This window comes from Bacteroides sp. AM07-18 (genome assembly GCF_003602695.1).
Taxonomy (GTDB): domain Bacteria; phylum Bacteroidota; class Bacteroidia; order Bacteroidales; family Bacteroidaceae; genus Bacteroides; species Bacteroides uniformis.
The window spans coordinates 244,246-259,925 of sequence record NZ_QTLM01000003.1 but is presented as its reverse complement, the minus strand read 5'-3'; the positions used below and the strand labels follow the sequence as shown (position 1 = coordinate 259,925).

The 15,680-nt window shown below is 45.9% G+C and carries 10 protein-coding genes and 2 pseudogenes; 2 read left to right on the top strand and 10 right to left on the bottom strand.

Annotated features, from left to right (window positions below; genetic code table 11):
* Nucleotides 1-124: 124 nt before the first annotated feature.
* Genes DW096_RS06970 through DW096_RS06960 form a run of 3 tightly spaced genes read right to left on the bottom strand, consistent with a single transcriptional unit; the run spans nt 125 to nt 2,965 of the window.
* A complete protein-coding gene (locus tag DW096_RS06970) occupies nt 125-1,081 on the bottom strand; it encodes an ABC transporter permease (protein ID WP_005831677.1) in 957 nt (318 codons plus the stop codon).
* Nucleotides 1,074-1,817, bottom strand: coding sequence for an ABC transporter ATP-binding protein (locus tag DW096_RS06965; protein WP_035457716.1), 744 nt, complete (start codon nt 1,815-1,817; stop codon nt 1,074-1,076). Before DW096_RS06965 ends, DW096_RS06970 begins: the two co-directional genes overlap by 8 nt.
* 2 nt (nt 1,818-1,819) lie before the next feature.
* Nucleotides 1,820-2,965, bottom strand: coding sequence for an NEW3 domain-containing protein (locus DW096_RS06960; protein WP_016272729.1), 1,146 nt, complete (start codon nt 2,963-2,965; stop codon nt 1,820-1,822).
* Nucleotides 2,966-3,153: 188 nt separating this feature from the next.
* On the opposite strand from DW096_RS06960, the gene DW096_RS06950 reads away from it, so the two are divergent.
* Nucleotides 3,154-4,209: a winged helix DNA-binding domain-containing protein gene (locus DW096_RS06950; protein ID WP_057089084.1), complete on the top strand. Its 1,056-nt coding sequence runs from the start codon at nt 3,154-3,156 to the stop codon at nt 4,207-4,209.
* Nucleotides 4,210-4,215: 6 nt separating this feature from the next.
* Here DW096_RS06950 and DW096_RS06945 read toward each other — a convergent pair whose 3' ends face one another.
* The 7 genes and pseudogenes from DW096_RS06945 to DW096_RS06905 form a co-directional block, all read right to left on the bottom strand.
* A complete protein-coding gene (locus tag DW096_RS06945; protein WP_035457791.1) occupies nt 4,216-5,292 on the bottom strand; it encodes an alpha/beta hydrolase in 1,077 nt (358 codons plus the stop codon).
* A gap of 29 nt (nt 5,293-5,321) precedes the next feature.
* Nucleotides 5,322-5,858, bottom strand: a complete 537-nt coding sequence (locus tag DW096_RS06940; protein ID WP_016272732.1) for a flavodoxin — start codon at nt 5,856-5,858, stop codon at nt 5,322-5,324.
* Between the two features lie 404 nt (nt 5,859-6,262).
* Complete coding sequence (locus tag DW096_RS06935; protein WP_227212685.1) at nt 6,263-6,538, bottom strand: helix-turn-helix domain-containing protein; 276 nt, start codon at nt 6,536-6,538, stop codon at nt 6,263-6,265.
* A gap of 3 nt (nt 6,539-6,541) precedes the next feature.
* The gene (locus DW096_RS06930) at nt 6,542-6,697 is read right to left on the bottom strand and encodes a helix-turn-helix domain-containing protein (protein WP_016272734.1); all 156 of its coding nucleotides are present in this window, start codon (nt 6,695-6,697) and stop codon (nt 6,542-6,544) included.
* Nucleotides 6,698-7,075: 378 nt separating this feature from the next.
* Nucleotides 7,076-7,794, bottom strand: a pseudogene (locus DW096_RS06925) (DUF6047 family protein).
* Nucleotides 7,795-8,743: 949 nt separating this feature from the next.
* Nucleotides 8,744-12,792: pseudogene (locus DW096_RS06910) on the bottom strand (ATP-binding protein).
* A 210-nt stretch (nt 12,793-13,002) separates the two neighbouring features.
* Nucleotides 13,003-14,037, bottom strand: a complete 1,035-nt coding sequence (locus DW096_RS06905) for a hypothetical protein (protein WP_057089087.1) — start codon at nt 14,035-14,037, stop codon at nt 13,003-13,005.
* 402 nt (nt 14,038-14,439) lie between these two features.
* Between DW096_RS06905 and DW096_RS06900 the strand changes: the two genes are divergently transcribed.
* Nucleotides 14,440-15,582, top strand: a complete 1,143-nt coding sequence (locus DW096_RS06900; protein WP_016272741.1) for an OmpA family protein — start codon at nt 14,440-14,442, stop codon at nt 15,580-15,582.
* Nucleotides 15,583-15,680: the final 98 nt, after the last annotated feature.

The window sequence follows — 15,680 nt, the reverse complement described above, 5'->3', positions numbered from 1 at the left end:
TTCGGGGCGCAAAAGTAAGGGAAGTTTTTGGAATTACCAAATGTTCGGGCAAATAATATTAAAAGTCCGTTCAAGCAACCAATGCCGGAACGGACTTTCAACACTCAATAAAACATACTTATCATTACCGTGATCTGACTTCCCGTCTCATAAATATGACATACGAAAGAGCAAAACAGATGACAGTAGCTGCAATCAGTCCGGTGAGCTGCGGCCACACCACCAAAAGACTCTGTCCCAATGGCAGCGGACTGGGAATGGCCCCCTGAACCTGCTCCATAGTAAGCGGCCCCAAACTTCTGACGGAAGGCATCAGCAGCGTTGTGGTCGCCTCATTGAACAGTTCGCTAGGTGCCAGACGCATCAGACCGAGAATAAATTTCTGGTAACTGACTATCTGATAAGGAGATGCCAGCTGCGAAGGGCTCAATGCCTTGGCAACCAGATTGACAATCATCGTATAGAACACGCTGAAAAACAACCATACCGCCACCGAAGCCAATGCCGAGGTGGCCGCCTGACGGAAGCAAAGCGAAAACAGAATGGCCAGATTCAGCCAGAATGCCACATAGAACACACTGATTATGAGAAAGAATACAATCCTCCAAAATTCTTCTGCTGTGGGAGGAATGCCTATCGCTATCAACCCGCAGCCCATTACGAGGAATCCCAGTACAAACAGCATGATACCTATCACAATCAATGCAGCCACGAACTTGGCATTGATAATGCAATCACGATGAACAGGCTGTGACAGCATACGGCTCAACGTCCCCTTGTTCTGTTCCGAATTTATAGCATCGAATCCCAGCGCAATCCCCAACAACGGCCCCAGAAAGTTGATAAACTGCACAAAAGAAGGCAATGTGCCATCCGAGGCTGTGAACAACTTCAAGAAAAGGAACGAACCGTCCGGGTCATTGGGCTTGATGGCGGCACCTATGTTGGTAAGCGAGGTATAGAGTGAGCCCATGCACGTAAGCAAAATGATTCCCATCAAGATAATGAACCGCCAACTTTTCACATGGTCGGATATTTCCTTGTTGACGACTACCCGAAAAGGATAATTGACTTTATTCATGCCTTTCTCCTCCTTCCTCCATATAATGGTTATAAATATCAGATAATTCCTGATGCTTGTCCTTCAAATCAGACATATCAATCAAGGTGACCAGCTTCCCACTGTTGAACAGTCCCACGCGGTCGCAAACTTTCTGCACCTGGTCCAGGTGGTGGGAAGAGAACAAGACGGTCAGTCCCTCCTTCCGGCTCAACTGCCTAATGAGCTCGATGAACTCCTGAACACCGGCAGGGTCTATTCCCGAAGTAGGTTCATCCAGGATTATAATTTCCGGATTTTTGATAAGCACGTCTGCCAGCCCCAATCGCTGGCGCATACCGCGCGAATATTTCCCGGTCTTCTTTTTCATCTGTCCGGCAAGCCCCACATGCTCCATCAGCTCCAGCGCCTTGACTTTCGCTTCGGCATCCGAAATGCCATTGAGACGCGCAGTATATATAAGGTTTTCCGGACCGGTCATGTCATCATAAAACCCCACATCTTCGGGCAGATAGCCTATTTTCCGCTTTACCTCGATAGGATGCCTGGTAGAGTCGATACCGCAAATCTCCACAGAGCCGGAAGTGGGTTCCGTCAGTCCCAGCATCATCAGGATGGTAGTTGACTTGCCGGCGCCGTTTGGCCCCAATAATCCGAAAATCTCCCCTTTACGGATAGTCAGGCAAATGCGGTCTACGGCAGTGAAGCGCCCATACTGCTTGGTCAAGTCTGTCAATGCAATCACTCGCTCGTCCATGCTCACCTCCTTCCATATTTACGGAACAGATAGCATACGGCACCTATGGCAACGATTATTATCAAAACGCCCACCCATCCCCATATCATCGGGGTTTTCACGGCAATGCGGAATTGGGCGTCTGTATTCACTTCAGGAGTTTTGGCCGTCATGGTAGCCACATAATCTCCGGGCAATGCCTTTTTGGATGCTTTCATGGTAGCTACGACATTGGCCGTTTCCCCCGCCTTCAGCATATCAATCTTCGAAGGCTCAAAAGACACTTCCCAGTCCACGGGCTTATTGGCAGAAAGCTGGATATCTTTCAACAATGAAGAACCGGTATTCCGGACCACCAACTCGATACGCTTCACATCTCCTGCTGTGATTTCGGTACTCAACAATCCTCTGGGCGTGGACAATTCCATCTCGTAGGAACCCGTGACAACAACTTCCAGCTCCAAGTCGGCAGAAGTCGTACCAGTAGCCGCACGTACCGGAATCTTGTAATTGCCGGCTTCCACATTGGCGGGAGGGACAATCTCTATACTCACATTCTGGCTGCTGTTCGCTTCCACCTGGGCAGAAGTGGCCTGCTTATAGTTAGGCTTGAACACGACACTCCAGCCTCTGGGGGCATTGGCCATCAGCGCATACAGCTGCTGGTCGGCCGTCTGGTTTTTCAAAGTGGCATTGAAGGTAAAGGTGGACTTGGAATTGCCCTGCATATTGGGCTGGTCGGTAGTGAACTCGGTCTGGTAAGTTCCTTTCTGGGCCACGATCACCTCCAGCGGCAGTTTGGTTTCTCCGGCAAATACTGTGAAATGATAACTTCCTTTATTTACTTTTAGAGGAACTTCCACTTTCAAATTGAACGTTTTCTTTTCCTTGGACAGTACAGAAAGCTGGCTGAGGGTCCAGCCGCCTGACTTGATTTCATGCTTCCAACTGCCCGGCAATCCGCTGACCGAGAGATTTGCATTTGTAACCCCGTCCGTGTTGTTAATCAAATCAATGCTGTAATCAATGGACGCTCCGGGCGTCACGGAAATTTTTGTGTAAGGAGTGTACAGAATTATGCTTCCAGATTCATCGGCATGTACACGATTTAAGGGAAAGGCTCCCAACAAAATAACTAACAATAAAATACAATTTGTTCTCATAGTCATAAAAAAGTTCTTATGGTTGTTTAATTATGAATATTTTCCAAATTTGTGTGTTGCAAAAATAAAAGATAGCTATATTAGTAGCTGTTAAAAGAAACAAAAGAATATAATTGCGGACACGATATACCCTGCGATGACCTGCTTTTCTTATCTTTGCGATTCCTATTGATACAAACGAATACCATACCGACATGAGAATCCCTGAAATACGCTTACAGAACCAGCAACTGTCCACTCCACTCTTCGGCCACCCGAAAGAACTGGTCTCCTGGATGGGCGCCATGCAGGCACAAGACTATACAATGGTGAAATGGGCCGTAGGTATGCGGCTGAAGTCACCGGGAATTCAAGCCGTGGAAAAAGCCCTGCATCAAGGGGAAATACTGAGAACCCACGTAATGCGTCCCACATGGCACCTGGTAGCAGCAGAAGACATTCGTTGGATGCTGAAACTCTCTGCACAACGCATCAAATCTGCCAATGATTCTTATGCAAAAGGACATGGTCTGGAAATCACGGAACAGCAATATGACAGAAGCTACACCATACTTGGGAATATCCTCAGCGGGAAGCGAAGCCTGACGAAACAAGAGATTGCGGAACATTTTGAACGTTCGGGACTGCTTGCAGACAACTACCACATGACCCGCTTTATGTCGCGTGCCGAAGTCGAAGGAATTGTGTGCAGCGGAGAATGCCATGGACGGCAACACACCTATGCCCTTCTGGACGAAAGAGTTCCACCTACCCCCGAACTGACGAAAGAAGAAGCGCTGGCCCGCCTGGCTACAGCCTATTTCCGCAGCCATGCCCCTGCTACCCTGCAAGACTTCTCCTGGTGGTCTGGTTTGCCTTTAACGGAAGCAAGGCAAGCCATTTCTCTGATAGAACCGGAACTGATGTCCGAACAATGGAACAGCCAGACATGGTACATCCATGACTCCTGCCGGACATCTGGAAAGGCGACCGGTAACCTGCACCTTCTTCCCTCCTACGATGAATACCTGATAGGATACAAGGACCGGACGGACGTCCTACCCAAAGAGGACTATTCCAAAGCTTTCACCAACAACGGATTGTTCTTTCCGGTACTTCTCTATAAGGGGCATGTAGTAGGAAATTGGAACAAGGCGTCCAAGAAAAAAGAAATCTTCCCGGAGCATTCGCTTTTCCGGAAAGACATCTGCCTGAAAGAGGAGTTGCTGAACCAGGCTAAAGAAAAGTACGTCCGGTTCCTAACACATTAAAGGCGGTCATCGAAGATTTTCATTGAAGAATCTCTCTATTTTGCCGAATGGAATTACCTCTATATTGTCATACAAGTCTACATGGTTTGCACCGGGAATAATCAGCAGTTCCTTATTATCACCCTGCAACTTTTTAAAAGCATCTTCACTGAAATAACGTGAATGGGCCTTCTCACCGTGCAGCATCAACACTGCACTACGGATTTCATCACTATATGAAAGGATAGGCATATTGATGAACGAAAGCGGTGAAGTCTTGTTCCATCCGTGGTTAGAGTTGAGTGACCGCTTATGATAGCCGCGCGGTGTTTTATAATAGGCATGGTAGTCCTTCACAAATTGTGGAGCATCGGCAGGCAACGGGTCTACTACACCTCCTCCAAGAGCAAATGTACCGTTTCTATAATCCTCCGTACGCTGAGCATTAAGCTGGCGCCGCAATTCATGCCGTGCATCGGCATTCATAGAATCGAAATAACCGTTAGCATTGACCCGGCTCATGTCGTACATGGTTGCCGTAACTGTAGCCTTGATGCGAGTATCGATAGCCGCTGCATTAAGCGCCATGCCTCCCCATCCACAAATACCGAGAATGCCGATGCGCTCTGCATCTACATCGTCACGGGTGGAAAGATAATCGACCGCTGCACTGAAATCTTCCGTATTGATGTCCGGCGAAGCCACATAACGGGGCTGGCCGCTACTTTCTCCCGTATAGGATGGATCGAAAGCAATCGTCAGGAATCCACGTTCTGCCAATGTCTGCGCATACAAGCCCGAAGCTTGTTCCTTCACGGCACCAAATGGGCCACTGATGGCAATGGCAGGCAATTTACCCGTCACATTCTTGGGTACATACAAATCGGCGGCAAGTGTAATGCCGTAACGGTTGTGGAAAGTTATCTTTTTATGGTCTACTTTATCACTCTGTGGGAATGTCTTGTCCCACTCTTGAGTCAGATTCAAATTCTCTTCCATAAATTTATTATCATTATTAGGATTATTTTCTGTTGCAGACAAATGTCCTGCAGCACAAAGGCTAATAACCATCGCCGCACATATGTTTTTTACCATGTTCTTCATCTCTACTTCTTTAAGTTTCGGTTGGAAATTCATTTCTTAATCCATTGCTTGACAGTTTCCCGGCTCGCTCCATTCAGCAGCCTGCCTTTTCCCCAGTTTATGCCGGGGTAATTCGTCTGCAATTCCTTTTCTGCATTAGAAATACTGCTGCTTCCCGAAGTGGCGAATGGAATAACCGTTTTACCTGCAAAATCACCGCTTTCTATAAATGTATTGATGATTCTTGGAGCCAAATTCCACCAAATAGGAAAACCTATATAAATGGTATCATACTCCGCGAGACTTCCCAATTTAGAATACAATGCAGGACGTGATTTGGAATCCGACATCTCCACACTGCTGCGCGAAGCTTTGTCGTGCCAGTCCAAATCAGCAGCCGTGTACTTTTTCGCAGGCTGTATTTCGTAGAGGGTCCCATCAACAGCTTCTGCCACCAACTTGGCAGCCCTTGCCGTTGTTCCCGTTGCCGAGAAATAAGCTACCAGTGTCTTACCACCTTTTTTCTGTGCGTTAACAGTAATAGACAACAGCATAACTGCCATCATAAACAACACCAATCTTTTCATACGATATATTATTTAGTTGAAACATATAAATCCAATTGTTATAGCGATACAAAAGTAGCGGGTATTATTATTACATAGGTATCCAGATTACTGATTATATAACCCGAATTACTGATAGATGTCCGAGAAGAGAAATAAAAAATCCCGTAAAATCAAGGTTTTACGGGATTTGTCATACTTTGAATCCTTTTTGTCTTTGGAGCTCTGCGGAGAGACAGGGAACGATTAACTTTTATTTCCCCTACTCATTATCAGCATCTTACCAAAAGCCTCTACTCCTATGACACCGAATAATTCACCGCAAATATGCTGCAACTTTCTTCCTGTTACACTCTTCCTTTTACAAAGGTAGTAAAAAAATGGCATAAATACAAATCAAACGCTTGATTTAACGAACATAACTTTTATAATTTTCTTCCAATAACAATTGCAATTTTAGAAAGAGGATAAAGAAACTTACCACCTATAACAGTATAAGCTATCCCCTTTTCATCACGTAACTTTTGCAAAGTTCTGCTTGATATATGCAACACGCCACATACCTGTTCACCAGTCATATAAACCTCATTGGCGATAGGAACAGGCAAATCTTGAAATTCAAGTACCTCTTTAGAACATTTCTTAAGTATCCTCATCATCATTATGTACTCTTCTGACTGCTTTGTGATTACTCCATCCATATGTTATCTTGCTTTTTGAGTTAATACTCTGACCAAATCACTCTCTTTATACATATATTTGCCACCTATAAAAGAACACGGAATAATTCCGTATTCCCTATAGCTTTGCAAAGTTCGTTTGGAGATATTCAAAGCCAAGCAAACCTCCTGGGCATCCATTCATTTTTCCTTTTCAACAATTCCAAATTTCTTTTTAACAGCTTCAATCTGTGTGAATAAATCCTCAACCTGCTGTTTTAACCGTAAATACGCATTTTTCTCAATTACAACTAACTCCATAATAAATTTGATTTATGATTTTACTATTTGTGAAGCAAAGTAAAGCACATTTCCACATCCGACAAAACTTCCGGAATCAAAGTCACCCATTGGCGTACATTGTCCCCTAAAACATACCCTGAAATATTGTCATGTCATTTCTTTCCCCATATTTACTCAAAGTAAAAACTTTCAGAATCCCGATATAAAGGTGAAAGGCACATCACCGACATCCGCCGGCAATGCGCCTTCCAACCCTCACTTGTTTTCCGTTATCCCTTATATCCTTATACTTTTACTGTTCCGTAAAACTACTTTTTCCTTTATCTCCACCTTCTGCCGTGTATCGGAAAATTGCTCGCGCAACAGTTTTCCGACCAGTTTCTTTGCTCTGTCCTGCATCTCGTCATAAACATTCCATCTGTTCCGGCCCAGTAATGCTCTTTCTATCCTTTCAAATTTCTCATAGAAACTGAAATTATCAGGATACTCATCCATCAGTCCGTCCCTCGGATAACCCTTGTCCATGATATGAAGCAAGGTCATCCGGTCATAGTTATCCACGCTCTGGAACAGGCCAAGCCCCTTCTCATTGTCCGGCAGCCGGGCATAATTCTCCCACGTGAGTGAAAGGTCATACACCTCTGTCTGTACGCTTTTAAGAGCCGATTTATCAAGGAAGGCATCCGGTGGAATCTTCTCCAATAGTAACAGGGTATCGTTATCATCATAACAGAGGTTTATCTTCCCCGCCATCAGCGAAGGCCATCCCCGAAGTTCATACACGGTCAGCGACTTTCCTTCAAAGTCCGGCTCAAAGAAACATCTCTCGATATTCTCCTCCATAAAGGCCCCATATTGGTGGTTCCCTTCATAGTTCCGGCTGAAAAGAAGCCCCCCTTATCCGTTTCAACGCCCGTATAGAACTTGTTCCCGTGCCTCAAATCATCCAGCATATCAGCCACCACTACGGGTGATAACTTTATTTCCTCCCACATTTCCGGAGTGAGCCGGCGGGTATAGGTATCATCCTTCGAGAACGGTTCTGTTTCATTTCACAGGCAATACACCACTTCCGACAGACGCTGGAATCTCTGTAACATAATCCCATGACTACATATACACTGCCGTCTTTTAGCGTTCCATTCTGTTCATTTTCCATATATCAAAGAGTTAAATGTTCATACTCTGTTTTTTCTTTTTAAACGGTATCCTCGTCTTCACTTCCGGCGGCGGAAACCGGGCATTATCCGGTCGCGCAACCGGCGGCGAGACAATCCATCGCTCATTGAGAAGCGGCGCACAGACCAGTCGCAAGTCTCCCAGCCTGTTGAACTTTCTCAGTGTGGGTGCCATGTCGCACCGCTTCGTGCAAATCCCGTATCGGAATATATCCGGTGAGGCGGTCTTGCAGTCCCCGATTTCCGCCCGAAATTTCGCGTCCAACGGTGCCACCTCATGGAGTCTTAATTCCTTTGGTTTTCGTTTCTCGTCCAAAAAGTGTACGGTCAAATCGTTCAAAAACTCTTCATGCGTTCCGACAGCCAACATATCAGCAAGCGGCTACGGCTGCATATCATGTGTGAAATCCACGAGGCTATCTGCCGCCTTCGCTATGGCGGCGAGCCCGTGGACTGACCTGCCAACCCCACACCTGAATATCCATCTTAAAAAAGTCGGGCAATCCCTATGCGGCTGCCCGGATTTTCAATATTTTTCCATACCTCTTTCACTCAATATGATTGTCTATTCATGCCAGTTCTACACATAGTCCAACACGATGGTCGAGGAAGAGAGGCTGCTCCGCATGACCATCTTATCCACCGTGATCGGAGTAATCACGTAATCATATTGACAATAGTGTGGAACCCACCCTAAGCATTCACCCTACCTGATGTAACGACCAGTATCAAGTCGATAGTACTCTCTCTGTTTTTTATCAACTCATCAACGGCTTCCCACACTTCCTCCCCCATGGCACCGATAATCGGATAGGCTTTCTTTCGGATGCGTTCCCATTGCTACTTTGCGGTATTCACTAGGGCTTACACCATAATGTTTCCTGAATACTTCCCTAAAATATTTTGCATCACTGAATCCGGTTGCATCCGCAACTTCTATTATCGTGCACCTTTCCTGGATTAGCAGGTTTGCCGCATGTTGCAGGCGGATGGAACGGATGTAGTCGGCCGGTGCGTATCCTGTCAATGTCTTGAGCTTGTTGAAGAAACTCGAACGGCTCATGTGCTGGATTTCACAGAGGGTGTCCACGTTGAAATCAGGACTGGTAATATGTTCCATAACACATTCTCTCACGGTGGCAATGAATTTCCAGTCCAATGCGTTACTGCATCCTTCAGGTAACGGGCCGGTACCAGATTTTAGTCCGGCATATGTTTTTCGGAGCAATATCCGGTTGCGCAGTATGCTCCTGATGTTCGCCTTGAGCACATTCACACTGAACGGCTTGGTTATATATGCATCGGCTCCCTTGTCCAACCCCTTGAGCATATTTTTCTCATCGCTGAGTGCCGTTAGCAGGATAACCGGAATATGGGAGGTTTCAATGTCCGACTTGATGGCTGCACATAGTTCATCACCGCCCATCTCCGGCATCATGACATCCGAAAGGATCAGGTCCGGGTTATATTCCCTTGCCACGACCAACGCGTCGCGTCCGTTTGTGCAGATTGGACGTGGTAGTCCTGTCCCAAGAGTCTCTCAATGTATCCCCGCAAGTCATCGTTGTCCTCCACTACAAGAATACGTGATGAACTTTTGCCATTTTTCATCGTTTCCATGCGCAGTTCGACAGAACACGTTTCCGGTTGTGGCGGGGCTGCATCTTCCGTCTTTGCCACTGTTATGAAACGTGCCTTGCGCAAATGCCTGTTTCCCATGGGGAATGTAACACGTACACAGGTACCTTCCCCTTCCGTGCTTGATATAATGATCCTTCCCTTATGCAAGCGAACCAGTTTGCAGACCAGCATCAGGCCGATTCCGCTTCCCGGCACTTTCTGATTAACGGCATTGCTGCCCCTGAAAAACCTTCCGCCCAGATATTTCCTCTCCCCGGCGGGAATTCCGATCCCCGTATCACTTACCTCTATGCTCCATGTATTCTGTTCAGTGTAGGCACAAACATGGACATTACCATTTCGGGGAGTATATTTCAAGGCATTTGACAATAGATTCTTCAGTATAGAATCCATTTTGTCCCTGTCAAACCAGACATTCATAAAAGGGAACTTACTTTCACATGAGAGGTTGACGTTTTTCTGTGACGCATATGTCCGGAAAGTTTCGCAAGTACTTTCCAGGTAACTGTGCAGCTCATATTCGCCAACATACAATTGTGAGGTGTAAACGTCCGCCCTTTCGAAATTGATCAGGTCGGTAACTAATTGCAGGAGGTTATTCACGCTTCTCAAGGCCACTCCCACGTTATCCGTCCCTTCCTCTTTTACCTGCTGCCTTTCCACCACTTCTTCCAAAGGAGCTTTTATCAGGGTGAGGGGAGTACGGATATCATGGGCGGTATTTATGAAGAAGCGTGTCTTTTCCTCCGATAGCCTTTTTTGTCTGCGCAACATGACGATCCTGACTGCTATTGTAACGGCTGATATGGCAAGAAGTGCATATCCCGCTATGGCCCATGCGCTCGCCCATGGTGGACGGGCGACAACCACTTCAATACTTTTCTCCTCATAAACTTTGTATTTTTCTTCGTTGGATATGGCACAGATACGCAGGATGTACTTGCCTGGGGAAAGACCGGTGACCTGTATCTGCCCGTCCTGCAACGGGTGGCTCCAGCCGTTATAGGCGCCTTCCAATTTCCATGAGTACAGAATGTTTGAAGAATAATCATAGTTGATGGATATTGCTTCCAGGGAGAAGCTGCTCTGGTCATAAGCCAGTTCAAGTTTGTAATTACCGTCAATATCCTTTTTTAACGGTGACCCTTCCTCACCGGGATAGACCGGACATGAAGAGACTGCAAAATCCCTCAGGAGCATCTGTGAGAACTGTGGAACGGGAATCTGCAAGTCAACCGGGAATATGACGATGCCATCATTGCTTCCGAACACAAGACTGTCCCCATACTGGGTTGCAGCGCCGGCATTGAAGCATACGCTCATCAATCCTTGTTCCGCCGTCCAGTTTTGGAAAGTCCGGTCTTCACACAGGAAAGTAACTATGCTGTTTTCCGTACCGAGCAGCAAGCTGCCATCCGGTCTTGGAATGACAATATAAATGTTATCAGAGACAAGGGCACAGTTTTCCATGTGGTACTGGTGTATAAATTTATCGTTTGCACCGTCATATACAAGCAGTCCCGCTCCTCTGGTCCCCACATATAGTGTGCTGTCCGCAGCCTGATACAAAGTACTGACATGGACTGTCTCGACCGGGAAATCTATGCGGCGGTAATCTCCCCGGAGCTTGTCCAACAGGTATAATCCCATAGTTGTACCTACCCAGATGTGTTCCGCGTCCTTTTCCAGTATGGCGGTAATGGACCCCAGTCCCGGGTAGAGTCGTATGTCACCGCTTTCAGGGTTGATGCGTTTGAGATTACAGTATCCGCCTGACCATACATCCCCTCCGGAGTCCTTTATTATGTCACTGATATATTGGTCAGGGCTTATTCCTGCCAGGGAGGAAGGTGAGATGTATTCCACCGTGCCTTTCTTCTTGTCAATCCTGTATATACCTGATGTATACCCACCTGCCCAGATAATGCCGGGTAATACCTCACAGAGGCTCAGGAAGATATTATTGTCATCGCCTTTCAAGTGCTCGGAACTGCTAAGGAAGGAAGTCCACTGACCGGTTGCGCTGTGAAGCAGGCTGATCCCGTTGCTGGTGGCGAACCACAGGTCACCCTCGCCGTCCCGGACTACATCATGGACCTGGTTATTGGCCAGCGAACTGTTGTTGCCCGGTGAATGCTTGAGCCATTTGTAACTTCTGTAACGGTCGTTGCGTATTGTAATCCCGGTAGGATAATTGGCCATCCATATCCGTCCGTCCCCGTCCACATAAATATCATTGATGTTGTTCCCGTTCATACCGTTATAATTGCTGTAGTCGGCGGTTATATAAGGCCGGGCGGAGAGAGAATCAACGTCAATCTTGTATACTCCCCTGCCTCCCGTGGCTACCAGCAGTTGCCGCTTTCCAAAGGGGGTGATTCGTTTGATTGCCACGTTCTGTAGCGGACCGTCCGCGATGATGGTTGAAGTCGTGTTCATTCCGTATGCTATAATTCCTTCCTTGAAGGTTCCTATGAACAGTTTCTTTGAATCTTGGTGGAAATAAAGCTCACTTACCGGTATACAGATACTGTCAGTATATGTTCCGGCCACAGTTTCCAGGACACCTTCCTTTTCTATGGTTTGCAGTAACCCGTTTGATGTCCCTATAAAAAAGTTTGTACTGTCGGTCTGCGTGATTGCAGTAATATCGTTCGAGGCAGGGGAGTCTATTCTGTCCGTAGTGCCTGCGCGGGTATCATAGCGTATAATACTGTCACCATGGCAGAGCCAGATACGGTCATTACTGTCCATATAGGTACAATTGACGGTGCCTGATGTTACGTCATCCTGCAGGCCGTTAAGCTTGTAGGTCATAACAAAACGGTCACGGGCGGTGTCGTACCGGAATATGCGTCCTTTTCTACCCACAACCCACAGCCTGTGCCTGCTGTCGGTATATAGCCAGTTCAGGTTGATTTGCGGCGCCACCTCCATACTTCCGTCAAAGACGGCATAATGTTTAATCTTGCTTCCGTCATAACGGTCTATCCCTTCCTGGGTAAGGAACCACATGTACCCGTGCCCGCCTTTCTGGATGCGAAAAATTCTCCGGTTGCTTAGTCCGTCCTCTATGCCCAGGTATTTATAAATTTGACCCTTGCAGGTAGTAAAAGTGGCTATTAGTAAAGGGAACAGAAAAAGCGCCCTCTTTAAAATCTGAAAGTATGTCATTTGTAGTAAAAGTGTGTTAAGTTAAATGTTACCCGCAAAAATAATAAAAATAGTTTAAATTTAAAAAGGCAATGCAAGTTAGTCATTGCCTTTTATAATGCGGATATCAGTTGGCCCGATTTCAGAAAAGATATAACATGCTTAAAAATGACATCAACCTGTCATACTGTTTGGGGGACCGAACTTCTTACTTGATTTAATGAAATACTGTCAGATATCCACCCTTTCTTGGGTCTTCCTGCTACCGTAGGCACCTGCAATACAGCACAATACCGCTCCGGAGAGAATTGCAAGGAACGAAATCAGTGCGGACCTCGCTGCGGCATCCGTTGCCTTATCGGCAGCCACGAGTGCCTCATGCTTGATTTCTTTCCATTCCTGTGCGGCTTTCTTCAGGGTCACCTCCAGTTTGTCTATCTGTTTGCCGGCTTCCATACGTGCATTTTCCAGCAAGTTCATATATTGGTCAATAGTTTTATTTGCTTCCGCTTTTGACATATTGGTGTTGTTTGCTATAGCTTTAGCCAAATCATTCCGGTCTATATTTTTGCTGATACTTTCTGTACGTTGTTTCAACCGGTCAAGGAAACTGTCAATGCTCTCATCCGCTTGTTGTGGGGAACGTACTATTTTTTTTACGGACGCTTCCAGGTCATCCTTCACTTCCGCCAGTTGCTTCTGCAGGTAATCCGGCTGAAGTTCCTTCACATCGCTTTTTAGAAGTGCGGTACGGATATTCTGCGGTATATTCCCTTCTTTCAGGGTTGCATTAAAATCGATTTTTCCGAACAGCTCCTTTGCGTCTTCAGATAATGCGGCAACTCCGTTTCCAACGGTATCACCTGTTCCAGACAAAACGCTGCCCGTAACGGACGAGACCGCTCCAAGAGTATTCACCGTCATTTTTGCCGCACCGACAGCCAGAAAAATTCCCAGTACCACAGCCACAATCAGTGTGGTCGCCCAGACCAGAAATCCGTGTATCATTCCGTCCATACCGGCCAGTTTCCCGGCCACAAAGCCTCCTGCAGCCATGCCGGCAACCAGAATGATAGCGGATCCGATTCCAACAGCAGTGCCGATGCCCGCAACCGGGTGATCTGATAATGGATCAAACATAAACAAACCAATACTTGAATTTAAAATAGACAGTAACACGGATATTGCCAATACAGTCATGACACCGCCGAAAACACTGCCCCAGGACACTCTACCCTTCAGTCCTGCGAAACTTAATTTTTTCATAATTGTCAGGTTTTTAATTAATACTATGATTTGTATCTCTATAAAAAAACAGCATTGAAAGAATATTTGTTTGATGAATATTTGTCATTTCAACAGATATTTGTGTTAAAAAACGCATGTATATATAAAGTTATATTTGATGCCGTTATATATAAATCCAAGAATTTGCACCTTATATATCTATGATGTGCTTTCACTGCCAATACAGGCTTCTGGCACCATCCGACTTCTTAAATAGATGTTAAATCCATTTCTATTTTTCGAACCATCCTTTTTAACGGGCTGTTTTTTAAACAAAGGTTATGACAAAGTAATTCATTAGATTATGCACAGTCATAACTACACAACAGACAGTACAACGTGTGTGACATATTTATTGTATCACTATTAATTTATTTAATTATGAAAAAATCTATCTTTGTTTTAGCACTAAGCATGAGTATTCTTACCATGCATGCGCAAAATGACCGTACGGCCCTTGAAGGCACACGCCCTGGTGACAACTGGTCTATTGAACTGAAAGCTGGTGCTGTAACCCCTTTGACTCACAGCTCCTTCTTAAAAAATGCCCGACCGGCCTTCGGATTCGGAATCGGAAAACAACTTACTCCTATATTCGGTCTAGGTATTCAAGGTATGGGATATGTAAATACCTCAGCCAGCAAAACTGCATTTGATGCTTCCGAAGTGAGCTTACTCGGTAAAGTCAACCTGATGAATCTCTTTGGAGGTTATATGGGCGAACCACGCATTTTTGAAATCGAGACTCTGACAGGTATCGGCTGGCTACATTACTATCAGAATGGCCCCGGTGATACAAATTCCTGGTCTACACGCCTTGGTCTAAACTTGAACTTCAACCTAGGTGAGGAAAAAGCATGGACACTCGGTATCAAACCAGCTATCGTATATGATATGCAAGGAGACTTCAGCAAAACTAAAAGCCGTTTCAACGCCAACAATGCCACTTTTGAACTGACTGCCGGACTGACCTACCATTTCATGTGTAGCAACGGCTCACATCATTTCACAACAGTGAAGCCTTACGACCCAGTAGAAGTAGGCGAGCTAAATAATGCAGTCAACCGTCTGCGATCACAACTGAGCGACAAGGACATGCAACTGAGCAATGCCGTACAACAGGCCAACAACTTACAAAAGGAGCTGGCAGATTGCAGAACCCAAGCTGCCAACATAGAAACCGTGGTAAAAACCAACCGCATTCCAGAATCCATCATTACCTTCAGACAAGGAAAGTCCGTGGTTGATGCTTCCCAACTGCCTAATGTGGAACGTGTAGCCATTTACATGAAAAAACATCCTGAAGCTAAAGTCGTCATCAAAGGATATGCCTCTCCCGAAGGTAACCTCGCTTTCAATGAGAAACTGGCAAAAGCACGTGCTCAAGCTGTGAAGTCCATACTTGTAAAAAAATACAAGATTAACGACACCCGCATTACCGCCGAAGGACAAGGAATCGGTGATATGTTCTCCGAACCGGACTGGAACCGTGTCAGCATTTGTACTATCGAAGAAGGCAAATAATCTACTACCGTAAACGGAAAGCAAATTTCAATAAAACGGCTTTCCCATTTCTCACTCCCCCCTTACTTCACTCCTGTTTCTCAACAGGAAGAAAGTAA

Bases quoted from the DNA above. Each gene is read 5' to 3' on its own strand.
- DW096_RS06970 (WP_005831677.1), bottom strand. From the start codon at position 1,081: ATGAATAAAGTCAATTATCCTTTTCGGGTAGTCGTCAACAAGGAAATA.
- DW096_RS06965 (WP_035457716.1), bottom strand. From the start codon at position 1,817: ATGGACGAGCGAGTGATTGCATTGACAGACTTGACCAAGCAGTATGGG.
- DW096_RS06960 (WP_016272729.1), bottom strand. From the start codon at position 2,965: ATGACTATGAGAACAAATTGTATTTTATTGTTAGTTATTTTGTTGGGA.
- DW096_RS06950 (WP_057089084.1), top strand. From the start codon at position 3,154: ATGAGAATCCCTGAAATACGCTTACAGAACCAGCAACTGTCCACTCCA.
- DW096_RS06945 (WP_035457791.1), bottom strand. From the start codon at position 5,292: ATGAAGAACATGGTAAAAAACATATGTGCGGCGATGGTTATTAGCCTT.
- DW096_RS06940 (WP_016272732.1), bottom strand. From the start codon at position 5,858: ATGAAAAGATTGGTGTTGTTTATGATGGCAGTTATGCTGTTGTCTATT.
- DW096_RS06935 (WP_227212685.1), bottom strand. From the start codon at position 6,538: ATGGATGGAGTAATCACAAAGCAGTCAGAAGAGTACATAATGATGATG.
- DW096_RS06930 (WP_016272734.1), bottom strand. From the start codon at position 6,697: ATGGATGCCCAGGAGGTTTGCTTGGCTTTGAATATCTCCAAACGAACT.
- DW096_RS06905 (WP_057089087.1), bottom strand. From the start codon at position 14,037: ATGAAAAAATTAAGTTTCGCAGGACTGAAGGGTAGAGTGTCCTGGGGC.
- DW096_RS06900 (WP_016272741.1), top strand. From the start codon at position 14,440: ATGAAAAAATCTATCTTTGTTTTAGCACTAAGCATGAGTATTCTTACC.